Origin of the sequence: Mucilaginibacter sp. KACC 22063 (assembly GCF_028736115.1) — a bacterium.
Taxonomy (GTDB): domain Bacteria; phylum Bacteroidota; class Bacteroidia; order Sphingobacteriales; family Sphingobacteriaceae; genus Mucilaginibacter.
This window is the reverse complement of record NZ_CP117877.1, coordinates 4395429-4413381: the sequence shown is the minus strand read 5'-3', so window position 1 is coordinate 4413381 and position 17953 is coordinate 4395429. Positions and strand designations below refer to the sequence as shown.

15 protein-coding genes are annotated in these 17953 nt (G+C 43.3%); 9 read left to right on the top strand and 6 right to left on the bottom strand.

The annotated features are described in order from the left end of the window. Positions 1-34: 34 nt before the first annotated feature. The 4 genes from PQ461_RS19305 to PQ461_RS19290 are packed head-to-tail and all read left to right on the top strand — an operon-like array spanning position 35 to position 2215. Positions 35-550 (top strand): DUF2480 family protein, encoded by a 516-nt coding sequence (locus PQ461_RS19305; protein WP_274207194.1) that lies wholly within the window; start codon positions 35-37, stop codon positions 548-550. Positions 551-558: 8 nt separating this feature from the next. Next, positions 559-1347: a DUF3108 domain-containing protein gene (locus PQ461_RS19300; protein WP_274207193.1), complete on the top strand. Its 789-nt coding sequence runs from the start codon at positions 559-561 to the stop codon at positions 1345-1347. A 1-nt stretch (position 1348) separates the two neighbouring features. After that, positions 1349-1918, top strand: coding sequence for a DUF3109 family protein (locus PQ461_RS19295; protein WP_274207192.1), 570 nt, complete (start codon positions 1349-1351; stop codon positions 1916-1918). 3 nt (positions 1919-1921) lie between these two features. Next, positions 1922-2215, top strand: coding sequence for a hypothetical protein (locus tag PQ461_RS19290; RefSeq protein ID WP_274207191.1), 294 nt, complete (start codon positions 1922-1924; stop codon positions 2213-2215). A gap of 264 nt (positions 2216-2479) precedes the next feature. On the opposite strand, the gene hflX is transcribed toward PQ461_RS19290, so the two are convergent. The 5 genes from hflX to PQ461_RS19265 form a co-directional block, all read right to left on the bottom strand. After that, complete coding sequence (gene hflX, locus PQ461_RS19285) at positions 2480-3664, bottom strand: GTPase HflX (protein WP_274207190.1); 1185 nt, start codon at positions 3662-3664, stop codon at positions 2480-2482. 239 nt (positions 3665-3903) lie between these two features. Further along, complete coding sequence (trpC, locus tag PQ461_RS19280; RefSeq protein WP_274207189.1) at positions 3904-4686, bottom strand: indole-3-glycerol phosphate synthase TrpC; 783 nt, start codon at positions 4684-4686, stop codon at positions 3904-3906. Positions 4687-4736: 50 nt separating this feature from the next. After that, on the bottom strand, positions 4737-5306 hold the full coding sequence (locus PQ461_RS19275; RefSeq protein ID WP_274207188.1) for an anthranilate synthase component II: 570 nt from the start codon (positions 5304-5306) through the stop codon (positions 4737-4739). A 91-nt stretch (positions 5307-5397) separates the two neighbouring features. Further along, positions 5398-6807 (bottom strand): anthranilate synthase component I family protein, encoded by a 1410-nt coding sequence (locus PQ461_RS19270; protein WP_274207187.1) that lies wholly within the window; start codon positions 6805-6807, stop codon positions 5398-5400. A 253-nt stretch (positions 6808-7060) separates the two neighbouring features. Then, positions 7061-7507, bottom strand: a complete 447-nt coding sequence (locus PQ461_RS19265; RefSeq protein WP_274207186.1) for a cytochrome B — start codon at positions 7505-7507, stop codon at positions 7061-7063. A 147-nt stretch (positions 7508-7654) separates the two neighbouring features. Here PQ461_RS19265 and PQ461_RS19260 point away from each other — a divergent pair, with 147 nt between their 5' ends. Beyond that, positions 7655-10768 (top strand): amidohydrolase family protein, encoded by a 3114-nt coding sequence (locus PQ461_RS19260; protein WP_274207185.1) that lies wholly within the window; start codon positions 7655-7657, stop codon positions 10766-10768. 18 nt (positions 10769-10786) lie between these two features. Continuing rightward, complete coding sequence (locus tag PQ461_RS19255) at positions 10787-12106, top strand: amidohydrolase family protein (RefSeq protein ID WP_274207184.1); 1320 nt, start codon at positions 10787-10789, stop codon at positions 12104-12106. A gap of 103 nt (positions 12107-12209) precedes the next feature. Here PQ461_RS19255 and PQ461_RS19250 read toward each other — a convergent pair whose 3' ends face one another. Then, on the bottom strand, positions 12210-13379 hold the full coding sequence (locus PQ461_RS19250) for an anhydro-N-acetylmuramic acid kinase (protein WP_274207183.1): 1170 nt from the start codon (positions 13377-13379) through the stop codon (positions 12210-12212). Between the two features lie 107 nt (positions 13380-13486). Between PQ461_RS19250 and PQ461_RS19245 the strand changes: the two genes are divergently transcribed. The 3 genes from PQ461_RS19245 (at position 13487) to PQ461_RS19235 (ending at position 17934) form a co-directional block, all read left to right on the top strand. Beyond that, a complete protein-coding gene (locus PQ461_RS19245) occupies positions 13487-14698 on the top strand; it encodes an ROK family protein (RefSeq protein ID WP_274207182.1) in 1212 nt (403 codons plus the stop codon). Between the two features lie 27 nt (positions 14699-14725). Beyond that, entirely contained in the window at positions 14726-16645 is a 1920-nt protein-coding gene (nagB, locus tag PQ461_RS19240) for a glucosamine-6-phosphate deaminase (RefSeq protein WP_274207181.1), read from the top strand. Positions 16646-16806: 161 nt separating this feature from the next. Further along, a complete protein-coding gene (locus PQ461_RS19235; RefSeq protein WP_274207180.1) occupies positions 16807-17934 on the top strand; it encodes an acyltransferase family protein in 1128 nt (375 codons plus the stop codon). The last annotated feature ends 19 nt before the right edge of the window (positions 17935-17953 follow it).

Genomic DNA, 17953 nt, shown 5'->3' with positions numbered 1-17953 from the left:
TATCACTGTTCCGGATTTTTTATTTTAGGGACTTATGGAAATTCAGGAAAATTTTGTGAATAAGGTTGCCCAAAGTGGCTTGGTTACTTTGGATCCGGCAGACTTTTATCCGGCAGGTGAGCGTGTGATCTATGATATAAAAGAGAACTTATTTCATGGATTGATACTACGCGAAAAGGATTTCCGTGAATTTGTGAAGGGGCATGATTGGTCGCAATACCAGGATAAGATAGTGGGTATAACCTGCACTGCCGATGCTATAGTGCCTGCATGGGCCTATATGCTTTTAGCTAACCGCCTGGCGCCTTATGCTAAAGAGGTTGTATTTGGCGATGCAGATGTAGTAGAAGCAAAGCTTTTTGAAAAACAGATAGATAAGTTTGACTTTGAGCAATACCGTGATCAGCGTATTGTGATCAAAGGCTGTGGCGATACACCGGTACCGGTTGATGCTTATGTAGCGCTTACCAGCAAACTTACACCTATAGCAAAAAGCCTGATGTTTGGTGAGCCATGCTCTACAGTGCCGATATATAAAAGAAAAGATTAACCTTTTTAATGAGAAGAACCCTGATAATTTTTAGCGTATTGGTAGCCGTTGGATTATATGCTTTTAAGCAACAACTGCCATTACCAGACAAAGTTGAAGATACTGTATTTAAATCTGGTGAAGAACTGAATTATCGCCTTAAGTACGGCTTATTTACCGCAGCAGAAGCGCATTTAAGGGTTGAAGACAGTGAGGTGAAGTTTGATGGCCGCCCGGCTTATCATATTATTGCTGATGGCAGTACTGCCGGCACTTTCGATGTGTTTTATAAGGTGCGGAACCGGTACGAAACTTATATTGACAAAAGCACTTTGTTGCCCTATTTATATACCGAAAATCGGCATGAAGGTAGCTGGCACCACACGGATAAGGTTGTTTTTAACAGGGAGGCAGATAAGATAACGGCTAACAAAGGTTCCTTCCCGTTGAAAGGAAAAGTGTTTGATTTCCCGTCTGCGTATTATTTTGCACGTAACCTTGATGTATCGAAACTAAAGGTTGGCGATACGTTTGATATGCAGTATTTTTTGGATGACGGCACCCAAACGCTTAGCATTACTTACATAGGCAAAGAAAAGGTAAGCTGCCCGCTTGGGAAGTTTAATTGCCTGAAATTTAATCCTACCATTATCCCGGGCCGCATATTCAGAAAGAACAGTAAATTGTATCTTTGGATCACCGATGACAAAAACCGCATACCTGTTAGGGCTCATGTGGAAGTTGTTGTCGGCAGTTTAACAATGGAACTTACCAATGCTAAAAATTTGAAGTTCCCGATGACCGCACAGACAAAATAAAATGATAGAGGTTGGAAGTACTTTGCTGCACGAGGATGTAGTGAAAGAGAATTTTGTGTGTAACCTGAACCGTTGCAAAGGAGCTTGCTGCGTTGAAGGTGATTCCGGCGCACCGCTTAATCATGATGAGCTGGGGATACTCAGGGATATTTATCCTAAAGTAAAGCCTTTTATGACAGCTAAAGGCATAAAAGCAGTGGAAGAGCAAGGTACCCATGTAACCGACTTTGAAGGAGATTACACCACCCCTTGTGTAGATACCAATAAAGAGTGTGCTTACGTAACCTGGGAAAACGGCATCACCAAATGTGCTATTGAAAAAGCCTATGAATTAGGTGTTGTCGACTGGAAGAAACCGATCTCATGTCATTTATATCCTATCCGTATAACAGCATACCCGGAGTTTGATGTGCTTCATTATGACAGGTGGAATATTTGCAGCCCGGCCTGTTCATTTGGAGATGAGCTTAAAGTAAAAGTACACCAGTTTTTGAAGGAACCATTGATCCGCAAGTATGGCGCCGAATGGTATGCAGAACTGGAAGACTTTTTAGAAGGAGCAGACCTTTAATCCATGCAAACTGAAGATATCTATAAAGCCATAGAAATGGTAGCCGCGGGTAAGCAACCATTTGTTGCCGTTACCGATTTAGAGCAGCCAGTTACTATGGAAGATGACGATGAACCTGAAACGTTAAGAGATTTTATCCGTTCGGCATTTTCTGATATTGGTGTCGAGATTGAATTTAGCGGTAAGCAGCAAAACGAGCGCGGCGTGGTAATTGATATCAATGAGGAAGTATTTGAAGGCTTAGGGTTTGATGTAAACACACTTCGTTTTGGGCAAACGGTAGTAAGGGTGGTATAAATCATCTTATATTTTGCAGTCATGCCGAACTTGTTTCGGCATCTCATCAGCAAATGCCGCACTTCGACGAAGCTCAGCGTGACAGTTGTTAAAACACATCGTTTTATAGTGTAGTCATTGCGATCCGTCGGTAGACGGAGAAGCAATCCCCAAAAAGATTTTCAATCTCATCCAATATACCCTGCATGTGAGATGCCGAAACAAGTTCGGCATGACGGGCAGTGCTATCAACAAAAAAAGCGGCTTTAAACCGCTTTTAAATATTTAGTACAACAAATGATCGTAAGGATACCTTGCGGTGTGCAATGCCAGCACATGGTCATACAATAACTTCCTGAACTCATCTACATTCTCTTTCTTCAAAGCGGAGATAAATATGGCAGGGCTGTTATGGTGTGCCATCCAGCTGTGTTTGAAATCTTCAAGCGTTAATTGGTGAGCCGGATCATCGGGGTGTGTTTGCACGGGCTGATAAGCATCAATTTTGTTGAACACAGTAATGATCTCCTTATCTATGGCTCCCAGATCTTTCAGCGTTTCGTTAACGGTATTTATCTGGTCTTCGAAGTTAGGGTGCGAAACGTCCACAACATGAATTAAAATATCAGCTTCGCGCACCTCGTCTAATGTCGACTTAAAGCACTCTACCAGGTGGTGAGGTAACTTGCGGATAAATCCTACCGTATCAGAAAGCAGGAAAGGCAGGTTTTCAATCACTACCTTACGTACAGTAGTGTCCAGCGTAGCAAACAACTTGTTCTCCGCAAATACTTCTGATTTGGAGATCATGTTCATGATGGTAGATTTACCAACGTTGGTATATCCCACCAATGCCACACGTATCAGTTGATGGCGGTTTTTGCGCTGTGTCTCGTTTTGGCGGTCGATGCTTTTAAGCCGCTCTTTTAACAATGAGATCTTGTTTAAAATCAAACGACGGTCAGTCTCAATCTGCGACTCACCTGGTCCACGCATACCGATACCACCTTTCTGGCGCTCTAAGTGGGTCCATAAGCGGGTTAATCGTGGTAGCAGGTATTGCAACTGTGCAAGCTCAACCTGCGTCTTTGCCTGTGCGGTTTGCGCCCTTCCGGCAAATATATCCAGGATCAGGTTGCTGCGGTCGAGGATCTTAACACCTAATTCATTCTCGATATTACGTAATTGTGATGGCGATAACTCATCATCGAAAACCACTATATCAATTTCTTCAGCAACAACATACTCTTTTATTTCTTCCAGCTTACCTGTACCTACAAAAGTAGCGCGGTCTGGCCTTTGCATTTTTTGGGTGAACCACTTAACCGTAGCTCCCCCGGCAGTCTCTACCAGAAACTGTAATTCCTCTAAATATTCTTTTTCCTGTTCTTCAGTTTCATTCGGTGTAATTACACCTACCAGAACAGCTTTCTCCTGCTTCACAGCAGTATCGTAAAACTTTTTTCTCATTAATTACTAATGTACAATTGAAATGCCAAGTTAGCAAACAGGCAAATTGGCAGATGTCTAAAAAGAGACAAGAAGCGAGAGACAAGAAACAATCACTAATAGATTTTCGAATAAACAGTCGGGGATCGCTTCTCCGCCAAAAGGCGGATCGCAATGACAAAGTTTTGTCTTATCTCTTGTTTCTCGCCTCTTGTCTCTTACTTCCCGTCTCTCACATCTGACCTCACGCCTCTGAACTATCAAAGTCCCTTTACAAATTCTGCCATTGATAAGCCGGGGTTTTCGTGTTTCATGAAGTTTTCGCCAATTAAAAAGCCTCTAAACCCGGCTTCCTTTAATTGTTTAATCACCTGGGTATTGCTTATCGCGCTTTCAGACACTTTTACGATCTCGTCAGGGATATATTCACCTAACGTGAAAGATGTCTCCACAGAGACGCTGAAATCGGCCAAGTTGCGGTTGTTAATGCCTATCGCATCAACATTGGCATCCAGGTTAGGGCGAAGCTCATCCAGGTTATGTACTTCAAGCAATACGCTTAGGTTTAAACTTTTGGCTAACGCTGCAAATTGCTTAATCTGTGCAGGTGTTAAAATTGCAGCAATTAAAAGGATCACATCTGCACCAATTGCTTTGGCTTCGATGATCTGGTATTCGTCAATGATAAATTCTTTTCTCAGAACCGGGATATCATTTACACGGCGTGCTTTAATCAGGTCATCATCGGCGCCCATAAAAAAGCCGCGGTCGGTTAAAACAGACAGTGCCGAAGCGCCCGCCGTGTTATAACCTGTTGTTACGTCCTCCACAGACGACCGGTCGTTTATTATTCCTTTTGATGGCGACTTACGCTTAAACTCAGCAATAATGCCGGTACGGGCAGGATCAAGCAAAAATTGTTTAAGTGAATAAGTATTGCGGTTAAAAAACTCCGACTGCTCCAGTTGGGCTACCGTTTTAAGCGCTTTTGCTGCAGCAACCTCGGTTGCTTTATGTTCCACAATTTTATCAAGTATCGTCATAAAAAATAAGAGTATTTAAGGGGTATCCCTGCTATTTAATTTATGTTCCTTTAAGATGTAAGCCAGTTTTTAAGCATTTCCTTGCCGTATTCTGTTAATACAGATTCGGGGTGAAACTGCACACCGCGCACATCATATGATTTATGGCGTAATGCCATTATCGATTGATCGTTCTCGTCAATTGCCGTAACTACCAGATCTTCCGGTAAGTCTTGCGGATTAACCACCCAAGAATGGTAGCGTCCAACATTAATTTGTTCGGGTAAATCATTGAAAAGGCGTTCCTCAGCATCGGTCACTTTTACTGGTGTAGCTATGCCATGCATAGGGCGGCTAAGGTTATGCAGGCTGCCGCCAAAAGCTTCGGCAATGGCCTGCTGCCCAAGGCACACACCTAATATGCTTTTTTCAGGAGCATATTTTTTGATCACATCAAGCAATAAGCCTGATTCTGAAGGGATGCCCGGACCGGGAGAAAGGATGATCTTATCGAATTGTGCTACATCCTCTAACTTAAACTGATCGTTTCTCCATACCTCACATTCCAGGCCAAGCTCATTAACCAAATGCACCAGGTTGTAGGTGAAAGAATCGTAGTTATCTATGATCAGTATTTTCATACTTTATATTGCTGTGCATATAACTTTTAGACGTTATATGCGGGGTTTAATTTTACGAGATTGAAATTTTAATAGTTTTTTAATATTCGGCTTACAGTTCTTCGGCCAGTTCTACCGCTCTGCGCAAGGCGCCGATCTTGTTATTTACCTCATTTAGCTCGTTCTGTGCAATAGAGTCGGCCACAATACCTGCACCCGCCTGGTAATGCAAAACATTGTTTTTGCTGAGGAAGGAACGGATCATGATAGCATGGTTAAAGTCGCCGTTAAAACCAAGGTAGCCGATAGCGCCGCTGTAAAAGCTGCGCTTGATGTTTTCATTCTCATCAATAATTTCCATAGCGCGGTATTTTGGCGCACCGCTTAAAGTACCTGCGGGGAAAGTATCGGCTACAATTTTAAATGAGGATACGCCTTCACGCAGTTTGCCGCTTACGTGCGATACCAGGTGAATCACATGCGAATAATACTGTACTTCTTTAAATGCCTTCACAGCAACGTTCTGGCAATGGCGGCTCAGGTCGTTACGGGCAAGGTCGACCAGCATTACGTGCTCTGCTGATTCTTTGGGGTCGTTTTCCAGTTCACGGGCAATGGCTGCATCTTTTTCATCATCACCGGTACGCTTAAATGTGCCTGCAATAGGATAGATGCTGGCAACGCGGTTTTTGATGGTGATCTGTGCCTCTGGCGATGAACCAAAGATGCGGAAGTTGCCATAATCAAAATAAAATAGGTAAGGCGATGGGTTTACAGAGCGCAAGGCGCGGTAAACGTTAAACTCGTCGCCTAAAAACTCACGTGAAAACGCACGAGATGGAACGATCTGAAATACATCGCCACGGAAAATATGCTGCTTTACTTTTTCAACCAGTTGCATAAAACCCTCGTCTGTCAGGTTTGATTGCTCTGCCTCTTTAGTCTGGAAGTGATACTCTGGGAAATTCTTGTTCTTGATCAGGTATTCGATCTTTTCCAGTCCGCCATTAGGGTCTGTACCTTCGGGCAGGTTTTGGAAGATATACAGTTCATTTTTAAAATGATCTATCGCAATGATGTACCTGTAAATGTGGTACTGCATTTCAGGTATGCGGCGCAAATCGTTTTCAACCTTCTTAAGTTTTATAGTTTCGTAGTGTTCAACCGCTTCATGGGTAAAGTAGCCGAACAAGCCATTTGATATAATTTTTAATGGAACCTGGTCAACCTCAAAATCAGCTAAAAAGCCATCAATTTCGTTCACCAGTTCAAACTCTCCGGCAGCAGCATTTTGTTGCGTACCGTCAGGATAAAACTTTTTCAGTTCGCCGTTGGTGAGGGTTAGCCCGGCTATGGGTTCGCAGCAAACATAGCTCATGCTGTTTTCGCGGCTATGGTAGTCTGAGCTTTCGAGCAGCAGCGAATTTGGGAAAACATCGCGCAATCTTAAAAAGATGCTCACGGGCGTGGTAGTATCAGCCAGTAGCTTTTTAAAGGTCGTTCGGATGGTGTGCTTTTTCATTTTTGTGTTGTTATCAGATAATCTTAAAATAAAAAACCCGGCAAAGGTTGTTGCCGGGTCTGTATGAGGTTTACAATTGTTTAGTAAAGTCCAATCAATAGTCGCTTCCGGCATTGGTATTACTACCTTGCCACCAATTTTTAGATATGAAGCTGATATTGATCATGTTGGTTAGCAAATATTAAAAAGTTATTTGAATAAGCAAATACTTTATGAAAATAAATGCAAAATAATTTCGTTGCTATAGGCTGCTTTAGTGCGTAATGCCCAACATTGGGCGGTGGCTTTGTGCAATGGCCACTAATACCACAATAACTGCCAGCGTATAAAAAATAGCAATAGCCCTGTGTTTTAAGACAGGAGTGGTTGCTCTTTTAGCACGTGCATGGCCCACCGTAATTAAAACGATAGCAAAGATCATCATGGTAAGGTGCTCAACCGTCCAGTAGCGGGTGGTAGCATCTTTCATGGTGTTTGCACCAAACTGTACCAGCGGGCTGATGAAATAAAGCACAATACCTATTAACAGTTGCGTGTGTGCCGAGATCATGGCAAACAGGTTAAGCTTGCGGTTACCCTCGCCGTATTGCTTATTGCCCAGCCAGCCTGCAAAAGCCTGTACAATGGCTAATACCAATAGTATGATGACAACGAAACGTAAACCCGAGTGCAGGTATCTGAAAATGCTATATGCGTTCATTTGTATGTGTTTTATGATTTACAAGTATATCGGTTTTCGGCCGGATTAAATAAAACGATGTAACAAATGTATGATGAAGTACTGATTATGAAATTTTAAGCTAAATGTTAAATAAATTAGAACGATTTAAACTTAATTAAACGCAGGATGAAAAAACTTTTACTTTTTTGTTTTGCCTTATTGGTCGTACAGATTACGCGTGCACAGGAAACTTATCCTGTTAATGGCGCGTGGGATGTAAGGCCGGGGCAATACGCTTTTACCAATGCAACAATTGTTGTAAGCCCTGAGCAAACTTTAACCAATGCTACCCTGCTGGTTAAAGACCGCACTATTGAAGCGGTAGGCCAGGGAGTAGCCGTGCCCAAAGGCTACGTTACAGTTGACCTTAAAGGCAAATACATTTATCCGGGACTTATTGATGCATTTACAACCTATGGTATGCCCGAGGCTCCGCGCCAGACTGCTGCATTCAGCTTTGGTGGTGCTCGTGTATCTGTACCGGTGTCAACCAAACCGGGTGCTTTCGGTTGGAACGAAGCCATTCGTCCGGATGTAACAGCTAAAACTATTTTCCATGTTAATGCTACCGCTGCCGAAGATTACAAGCGTAATGGCTTTACGGCGGTACAATCATTAGTGAGGGATGGTATTGCCCGTGGCACTTCTGCCGTGGTGTCATTAGGTGATGAGCGTGATAACCTGGTCATGATCAATGATCAGGCGGCGGCTAACTACTCTTTCAGCAAAGGTACTGCTGCTACCAACTACCCATCATCTTTAATGGGGACTATCGCATTGATCCGTCAGACTTATCTTGACGCTGCCTGGTACAAAAATCAAAAAGAGGAATACAACATCTCTTTAAATGAATTTAACCGCACACAGGCATTGCCGCAGATTTTTGAGGTAAGCGATATGCAAAGTGTTTTACGCGCCGACAGGATTGCGAAAGAATTTGGTAAGCAATACATCATCAAATCTGATGGTAAAGAATATCAAAATATTACAGCTATTAAAGCAACCGGTAGCAGCTTTATCATTCCGCTTACATTTCCTGCCGCTTATGATGTAGAAGATCCCATTGAAGCGCGTAATGTTAGCTATGAACAGTTGAAAGACTGGGAGCTTGCGCCGACAAACCCGGCCGCTTTGGAAAAAGCAGGGGTGAAGTTTGCCATTACTTCATACGGCTTAACTAACAGCCGCGATTTCTGGACAAACCTGCGTACCGCAATTACTAATGGCTTAACAGAAAAGCAGGCGCTTACTGCCTTAACCCAAACTCCTGCCGAATTATTAGGTGTTGCTGATAAGGTAGGTACACTTACCAAAGGCAAGCTGGCAAACTTTATCATCACGTCTGATAATCTTTTCAAAGCAGACAACATCATTTACGAAAGCTGGGTAGAAGGCCGCCCCTATGTTGCCAATAAGATGGACGTTGCCGACCTGCGTGGTACTTATAGCTTCAACAGCGATATTATTTCAAACGGCAGCTTGGCTATCAGCGGTACACCTGGTACATACAATGTTGCTATCGGCAATTCTGCTACAGACAGCACACGTATCAATGGTACCATTACCCGCACCGGCGACCTGGTAAATATCTATTTCAACTCTCGTCAGCAGCCTGCTGGTGTTATCCGCTTAAGCGGTTACATATCTTCCATGTCGCCTGTTACATTAAGCGGCACAGGTACTGCGCCAGATGGTTCTGTATTTAAATGGACGGCTGCTTATACAGGTCCTGCACCTGCAGGTAACGGTGGCGGTTTCGCGCGTAACGGACAGGGGCAGCCACGCCAACCAGCAACAGGCCCGGTAGGAGCAGTGGTTTATCCTTTTGCTGCTTTTGGCTATACCGAAGTGCCTAAAGCCGAAAACGTATTATTTAAAAATGCTACCGTTTGGACCAACGAAAAGGAAGGGATCCTGAAAAATGCTGACGTATTGGTTGAAAATGGTAAGATCAAAGCAGTTGGTAAAAACCTGGCTGCCGGTAACGCCAAAGTTATTGATGCTACAGGCAAGCACCTGGCTCCGGGCATTATTGACGAGCACTCACACATTGCCGCCACAGGTGGTATTAATGAGGGCACACAGGCAGTAACTTCAGAAGTACGTATCGGTGATGTTTTAGATGCAACCGACGTAAACCTTTACCGCCAGTTGGCAGGTGGGGTAACAATCTCTCACATTTTACATGGTTCTGCAAACCCTATCGGCGGACAAACATACATTATCAAGCACCGTTGGGGCGTTACGCCAGAGCAAATGAAATATGAGAACGCTCCACAATTCATCAAATTTGCATTGGGCGAAAACGTAAAGCAAAGTAACTCACCGCAGCAATTCGGTAATCCTAACCAACGCTTTCCGCAAACACGTATGGGGGTTGAGCAGGTTTATATCGATGCCTTTACCCGTGCCAAAGAATACAAAGCCGCACGTGCTGTAAAAGGCAACAATGTTCGCCGCGATCTTGAATTAGAAGCTTTAGCCGAAATTCTGGACGATACACGTCACATCACCTGTCACTCTTATGTACAATCAGAGATCAACATGCTAATGCATGTGGCCGATTCCATGAACTTTAAGATCAATACCTTCACACACATTCTGGAAGGTTATAAAGTGGCCGACAAAATGAAAGCACGTGGTATAGCTGCCTCTACTTTCTCTGACTGGTGGGCATACAAAATGGAAGTTCAGGATGCTATTCCTTACAACGCCAATATTATGCAGTCGGTGGGCTTAAATGTGGCTATCAATTCTGACGATGCTGAAATGGCACGTCGCCTTAACCAAGAAGCTGGTAAATCGGTAACCTATGGTAAAATGAGCGAAGAGGAAGCTTTAAAACTGGTTACGCTTAACCCCGCTAAAATGCTGCATATTGATAACCGTGTAGGCAGTATTAAAGTTGGTAAGGATGCCGACCTGGTGCTATGGTCTGCCGATCCGCTTTCTATATACGCCGTTGCAGAAAAAACTTATGTTGATGGTGTGCCTTATTGGGATTACGATAAAGATGCGCAACGCCGCAAAGAAATGGCTGCTGAAGAAGGTCGTATTATTCAGAAGATGCTGCAAACTAAAAATGCAGGCGCTGCTACACAACGTACAGGTGCACCGCGCCGCCGCCAGTTATATACTTGCGATGATGTGGAAGAAGGCGCATATGTAGTTGCCGATGCCTACAATGGCATGGTACAAGATCAGAGCATAACTCAGCAGTCAACTCAAAATAAAAAGTAATCCTTACACAGTTCAATCATGAAAAAGAAGATTTTATTAGGTTTTGGAGGATTGCTGCTTAGTTCGGTCCTCGCATTCGGACAGGAGACCATGTCGCCTGCAAAGCCACAAAACGCCCCTGTCGTAATTACAGGCGCTACCATACACATTGGCAATGGCCGCGTGATTAATAACGGTTATATCGCCTTTGATAAAGGAAAAATTACGGCCGTTGGCGAAGGCAGTGCACCTGCAATGGCTGGTGCAACTGTAATTGATGCCGCAGGCAAACAGGTATATCCGGGCTTTATCTGTCCTGTTACCACTTTAGGTTTGGTGGAGATTGAAGAAGGCGCACGTGGTACGGTAGATGATACCGAAACCGGCGACTTAAACCCGCATGTGCGCTCGCTTATTGCTTTTAATACCGATTCAAAGGTGATACCTACCGTGCGTTCAAACGGTATTTTGTTGGCGCAGCCAACTCCGGAAGGCGGAACTATTTCGGGCCAGTCATCAGTAATGATGCTCGACGGCTGGAACTGGGAAGATGCAGCCTATAAAAAAGATATCGGTATCCATTTAACATGGCCGGTGGCTCGTGCCCCAAGAGGCCGTCGTGGTTTTGGTGCAGCAGGCCAAAGCCAAGAGTCGCCTGCCGACCGTGCGCAAAAACAAATGGATGCTATTAACAGCCTGTTTGCACAAGCGCAGGCTTATGCTGCCGAAAACAAGCACGGCGTAAACAATGTGCGTTTTGCAGCAATGGCTGGTTTGTTTAACGGGACTAAAAAGCTTTTTGTTAATGCCGATGGCGCAAAAGAAATTGCACAGGCCGTATCATTTGCCAAAAAGTTCAATTTGCAGGAAGTAATTGTAGGTGGTAAAGAATCATACTTAGTTTTAGACCTGTTAAAGCAAAATAATGTTCCGGTGATTTTGAAAGAAACACAAGCTTTGCCTGATAAGGATGAAGACGATGTTTACCTGCCTTATAAACTGCCGCATATTTTACAGGATGCAGGTGTGCTTTATGGTTTAACAGGCATTGGTTTCTGGCGCCAGCGTAACCTGCCTTTCGAGGCTGGCCAGGCTGTAGGCTACGGTTTAACCAAAGAACAGGCTTTATCAATGATCACGCTTAACAACGCCAAAATTTTAGGTATCGATAACACTACAGGTACGCTTGAAGTAGGTAAAGATGCCAATCTGTTTGTTTCAACAGGCGATGCGCTGGACATGCTTACCCTTGATGTCACCAACGAATACATTAAAGGCCGTAACATAGACCTGAACAATAAGCATAAAATGCTTTATAAAAAGTTCAGCGATAAATACGGTACGGCTGTGAAGTTGTAAAAGAGAACCCAAGCCTCACCCCAACCCCTCTCCGAAAGAGAGGGGCTTTTAAGTCCTCCCTACTCCAAAGGAGTCCATTGGACCGGTGAGGATTTAGGAGGGGTTACACCGGAAAACTAAACTTCCCCATCAAAACTGCGGGGTTATTGCCTATTTTAATCGGTTCGCCGGCTACGGCTTCATTAGCTAACAACGCAAATAAAATCGCTTCCTTAGCGTCAGGATCTATGCCTAATGCGTTGGTATCATTAATAGTAATTCCGGGCAGACTGCTTTTAAGTTGATTAATAATAAATGGATTTCTTGCCCCGCCACCGCTTACAAAAAGCGCATCAACTTTTAAATCTTTTACTGTATTGATAATAACCCGGGCTGTAAACATGCTTAGCGTTGCAACAAGATCATTTAATGCAATGTCTGTTGTATTGCTTAGTTGTTGAGCCTTTAACACGTAGTCTAAATTGAAAAGTTCAGGGCCAGTTGTTTTCGGCGACTGTTCTTCAAAAAAAGGATGCCTTGATAATTCGTTCAGCAATTGCTCGTTTATGGTTCCGCTAAAGGCGATTTTAGCATCCTCGTCAAACGGAACGTTAAAATACTTGCGGCATGCGGCATCAATTATTGTATTTCCTGGGCCAATGTCAGTGCATAAGATCTCATCCCTTTGACCCGGTAAGTAAGTAATATTGGCAATGCCGCCAATGTTTAACAATAAGCGATTTTCTCCGGCTTTGCTGCCTAAAATTACATCACCATACAAGGCAAGCGGAGCACCCTCGCCTCCGGCTGCAATATGTTTTTGCCTGAAATCACTGATGGTAATAATTCCCGTCTTAACCGCTATATGGTCGCCATCACCTATCTGTAAAGTGGCATTGAGGTAATCGGGCAGTCCGTGCAATCTTTTAGGCGCATGGTAAATGGTTTGCCCGTGGCTGGCTATTAGGTCAACATCCTTTGGCTCAACCTCCCACTCGGTTAAAGTTTCAAGGATCATTTGCGCATGTAAATCGCCAATTTTTGCATTTAACAGAGTCAGTTTTTGCAGGTCAACCTGTTTTTTAGCAAAGATTTCCAGCACATCTTTTTTAAGATCAGAGGTATAAACAAAGGTTTTAAATTTTTTAAGTTTAAACTTTGTGTTAAAACCACTATATTTAAAGCTACACAAGGCAATGTCAAGTCCGTCTAAAGATGTGCCTGACATTAAACCAATTATTAGCCGTTCATTTTTTTCGGCAATGTGATGCAACCTTTTAATGTTATGAATCATACAGCTTAAAGTTATGATTTGTGATACATTATACGTGTGCATTACTTTTTAAAATATTTTAAAAAGTATTTTTTAGTTATTAAACGCAATTAGTAAGTTTGTATAAAATGGAATTTAAGACAAAGGTAGATAAGCAAGCAGATTTGAAAGACAGTGTCTTAAAGCAATTCTATTTTAATCATGAGCTTTCGTGTGCAGAAGTAAGCGAACAGCTTAAAAAAAGCATACCTATGGTGGCTAAGGCCATTAATGATCTGATAGCCGATGGCATGGTTACAGAGCAGGGCTATGCGCAATCGAGCGGTGGGCGTAGGCCATTAATGTATAGCATTAAAGCTAATGCCGTTTACATTTTGGCGATTGCAATGGATCAGCTGTCATTTCGCATTGCACTGCTTGATCTACAAAATAAACCGGTTCATAAAGTTAAAGAAGTTGAGTTAAGCTTGCAGGATAATGACGAGGCGCTAAGCAAGCTTATTAACTATATAAATAATTACATTGTAGAGACTGGTATCTCTAAAGATCATATCGCCGGAGTGGGTATAGGTATGCCGGGTTTCATTAATACCAAACAGGGCATTAATTATACGCACCTTAACTCGGGCGGCGAAGATTTGCGCACCTATATTGGCCGTGCGGTTGATCTGCCTGTATATATTGATAACGACTCGAGTCTGATTGCACTGGCTGAACAAAGGTTTGGCGCTGCCAAATCTCAAAAAGAAGCAATGGTGATTAACCTGGGTTGGGGTATAGGCCTGGGCATGATAGTACACGGCAAATTATATCGTGGTAATGATGGTTTTGCAGGTGAACTTAGCCATATCCCGCTTTCAGAAGATGGTGCTTTGTGCAGTTGCGGAAAACAAGGTTGCCTCGAGGCTGAAGCTTCGATGCTTACGGTTGCTAAAAAAGCAATGGCAGGTATAAAGGAGGGTAAAATTTCCAGCCTTAAACACATAGCCGAAGACAATTCAAAATTGCCTGGCGAAGCCATTATGGATGCGGCTAACAACGGCGATCATTTTGCCATTGACCTGCTGGCCGAAGCCGGATACAAAATTGGTAAGGCATTGGCAATACTGGCCCATATCATGAACCCGCAGAGTATCATTTTAAGTGGGCGTGGTGCAAAGGTTGGTAAGATACTGGAAGCGCCGATACAGCAAGCCATGACCAAATATTGTATACCGCGTTTGGTAAGCAACGTCGTATTGAAAATATCAGAACTTGGGTTCGATGCCGAATTAATTGGCGCGGCGGTTTTGGTAATGGAAAATTTTAATCAGGAAAAAAGTTTAAGCTCCGTTCAGTAACGGGGCTTTTTAGTAAAATAATAATATATGGCACGTTTAAATCTTCTTGAAGAAACACGGTACGAAAAATTGCCGGTAACCATTTATCCGGATCAGCAGACAGCCTCAAAACAGGTGGCTAAACGCATTGCCGATCTTATTAAATCCCGCCAGGAAAAAAATGAGCCTGCGGTGTTGGGTTTGGCAACCGGCGTAACCCCGATTGGCGTTTATGCCGAGTTGGTAAGGTTGCATAAAGAAGAAGGCCTTAGCTTTAAAAATGTGATCACCTTCAACCTGGACGAATATTATCCGATGAAGCCTGATGCCGTACAAAGCTATGTTACTTTTATGAACGAAAACCTGTTCGATCATATCGACATTGATAAAAGTAAGGTGCATATTCCAGACGGAACTTTAGCCGCGGAAGATGTAGCTGCGTTTTGCCTTGATTATGAAAAGAAAATTGAAGCACTTGGCGGCCTGGACCTGCAAATATTAGGTATTGGCCGTACCGGTCACATCGGGTTTAACGAGCCGGGTTCCGCACCAAACTCTGGTACCCGCCTGGTTACCCTTGACGACCTTACCCGCAGCGATGCTGCCCGTGATTTTGGTGGTAAAGCTAACGTGCCTACCAAAGCCATAACTATGGGTATCGGTACCATTTTCAAAGCGCGTGAAATTATATTGATGGCCTGGAACCAGAAAAAGGCATCCATCATTAAAAAGGCAGTAGAGGGCGAAATTTCAAGCGATGTTCCGGCAACATATCTTCAATTGTCAGAAAATGTAGAGTTTGTGCTTGACGAAGGCGCAGCCTCTATGCTTACCCGTATTGATACACCTTGGTTAGTAAAAGATTGTATCTGGACAAACGAGCTGAAGAAAAAGGCGATCATCTGGCTGGCTACCACGCTTAAAAAACCGGTGCTTAAACTTACCGATGATGATTACAACAACAACGGTATGGCGCAACTGGCTACAGAGCAAGGCCCGGTTTACAACCTTAACATTGATATCTTTAACCAGATACAGCATACCATTACCGGCTGGCCGGGAGGTAAACCAAACGCTGATGATTCGCAACGCCCTGAAAGAGCGAATCCTGCTAAAAAACGTTCTATTATATTCTCGCCACACCCTGACGATGACGTAATTTCAATGGGTGGTACTTTTATCCGCCTTGTTGATCAGGGGCATGATGTGCATGTAGCTTATCAAACTTCGGGCAATACAGCAGTATGGGACGATGATGTATTGCGCTACATGGAGTTTGCCATAGATTTTGAGGATAGCCGCGGTGGCGACAGTAAAAGCCTGAAAGCTATTTATGATGGCATGCGCAGTTTCCTGGCTTCAAAACAGCCTAACCAAATCGATACGCAGGAGATCAGGAATGTGAAAGGCTTCATCCGTAAAACCGAAGCTATTGCAGGTGCACGTTATGCCGGGTTGAAAGACGAGAACATTCATTTTATGGCCTTGCCTTTTTACGAAACCGGTAAAACCAAAAAGAACGCAGTAGGCGAGGAGGATGTTCAGCTTACAATTGACTTATTGCAAAAAGTAAAGCCACACCAGGTGTTTGTTGCCGGTGATTTTGCTGATCCGCATGGTACGCACGTTGTATGTTTCCACATTGTGTTAGAAGCTTTACAACGGCTTGCAAAAACCGAAGAATGGGTTAAAGATTGCTGGATGTGGTTATACCGTGGCGCATGGCACGAGTTTGATATTTACGAAATTGAAATGGCCGTTCCGCTTTCACCGCAGGAAGTTATCCGTAAACGTAACGCCATCTTCAAACACCAGTCGCAAAAAGACAGGCCGGTATTCCCTGGCGATGATGCACGCGAGTTTTGGGTTAGGGCCGAAGACCGTAACCGTGATACCGCCAATCGTTATGACGAACTTGGCCTTGCCGAGTACGAAGCAATGGAAGCATTTGTACGTTACAAATTCTAAAATATCAACAAAGCCCGGATGGTAAGCCTTCCGGGCTTTTTCGTAATGTATTATTTTTATTGGAAACCGAAAAGTACAGCCATTCGGCTTGCAAAGCTTTAACAATATAGCTACATTACAAATTAATATATCGCCGTTAGGCAAAACCAGTTAAACGCATAATGACCGCAGAACTTACCCCTAAAAAGCCCCGCCTGCTTTCGCTTGATTTTTTTCGTGGATTTACAATAGCTGCCATGATCCTGGTTAATGACCCGGGCAACGAGCATGCTTATGCACCATTAGAACACGCCGACTGGAACGGTTGTACACCAACCGACCTTATTTTCCCGTCGTTTTTATTTATGGTTGGCGTAGCCATTGTTTATGCCCTACAGGCTAAAAAGCATGAAAGTAACCATGGAAAGATCATTCTGAATGCATTTCGCAGGATGGTTACGCTGATACTGATCAGCTGGGCAATCGGGTTTTTCTATAATCACAGCTTTGCAACGCTGCGTATTCCTGGTGTATTACAGCGTATTGCAGTGGTATATTTTATTTGTACCATACTATATCTTAAAACTACCGAGAAAACACGTAACTGGATATTTGCGATTGCATTAATTGGCTACTGGTTGCTCATGACCTTTGTCCCGGTTCCCGACGGTCACCCGGCTAATCTTGAAAAGGAAACCAATTTAGGGGCATGGTTAGACAGGCTTGTTTTCGGAACCAACCACCTTTGGCGTCATTCTAAAACCTGGGACCCGGAAGGCTTATTGGGTGTCATCCCATCCATCGGAAGCTGTTTATTTGGTATCAGTGTTGGCCGCTGGATAAAAAGGACGGATGTTGACAGCGGCGTAAAAACATCATGGTTGTTTTTTTATGGTGTAATTGCCATTATCCTTGGCCTGATCTGGAACTTGTTTTTCCCGATCAATAAACAACTCTGGACAAGCTCATTTGTACTTTATGCAGGTGGTATATCAACTTTAGGGTTAACATTATCTTACTGGTTTATTGATGTGCAGGGTAATAAAAAATGGGTATGGCCTTTTGTGGTTTTTGGTATGAACTCTATCGGGGCTTATATACTTGCAGATTTTGTAGGCGAGCTTATTAACTATATTAAAATACCTTACAAAGGCAATCATATCGGCTTATTAAGTTATATAAACAGCACTGTATTTGAGCCGCATTTCTCTGCGCCTAATGCATCACTTGCATTTTCACTGATGTATGTACTGTTATGCTGGATTATTATGTATCCGTTCTATCGTAAAAAAATAATTATTAAGGTATAAATAATACGGAAGTTATTGA

Bases quoted from the DNA above. Each gene is read 5' to 3' on its own strand.
- PQ461_RS19305 (WP_274207194.1), top strand. From the start codon at position 35: ATGGAAATTCAGGAAAATTTTGTGAATAAGGTTGCCCAAAGTGGCTTG.
- PQ461_RS19300 (WP_274207193.1), top strand. From the start codon at position 559: ATGAGAAGAACCCTGATAATTTTTAGCGTATTGGTAGCCGTTGGATTA.
- PQ461_RS19295 (WP_274207192.1), top strand. From the start codon at position 1,349: ATGATAGAGGTTGGAAGTACTTTGCTGCACGAGGATGTAGTGAAAGAG.
- PQ461_RS19290 (WP_274207191.1), top strand. From the start codon at position 1,922: ATGCAAACTGAAGATATCTATAAAGCCATAGAAATGGTAGCCGCGGGT.
- hflX (WP_274207190.1), bottom strand. From the start codon at position 3,664: ATGAGAAAAAAGTTTTACGATACTGCTGTGAAGCAGGAGAAAGCTGTT.
- trpC (WP_274207189.1), bottom strand. From the start codon at position 4,686: ATGACGATACTTGATAAAATTGTGGAACATAAAGCAACCGAGGTTGCT.
- PQ461_RS19275 (WP_274207188.1), bottom strand. From the start codon at position 5,306: ATGAAAATACTGATCATAGATAACTACGATTCTTTCACCTACAACCTG.
- PQ461_RS19270 (WP_274207187.1), bottom strand. From the start codon at position 6,807: ATGAAAAAGCACACCATCCGAACGACCTTTAAAAAGCTACTGGCTGAT.
- PQ461_RS19265 (WP_274207186.1), bottom strand. From the start codon at position 7,507: ATGAACGCATATAGCATTTTCAGATACCTGCACTCGGGTTTACGTTTC.
- PQ461_RS19260 (WP_274207185.1), top strand. From the start codon at position 7,655: ATGAAAAAACTTTTACTTTTTTGTTTTGCCTTATTGGTCGTACAGATT.
- PQ461_RS19255 (WP_274207184.1), top strand. From the start codon at position 10,787: ATGAAAAAGAAGATTTTATTAGGTTTTGGAGGATTGCTGCTTAGTTCG.
- PQ461_RS19250 (WP_274207183.1), bottom strand. From the start codon at position 13,379: ATGATTCATAACATTAAAAGGTTGCATCACATTGCCGAAAAAAATGAA.
- PQ461_RS19245 (WP_274207182.1), top strand. From the start codon at position 13,487: ATGGAATTTAAGACAAAGGTAGATAAGCAAGCAGATTTGAAAGACAGT.
- nagB (WP_274207181.1), top strand. From the start codon at position 14,726: ATGGCACGTTTAAATCTTCTTGAAGAAACACGGTACGAAAAATTGCCG.
- PQ461_RS19235 (WP_274207180.1), top strand. From the start codon at position 16,807: ATGACCGCAGAACTTACCCCTAAAAAGCCCCGCCTGCTTTCGCTTGAT.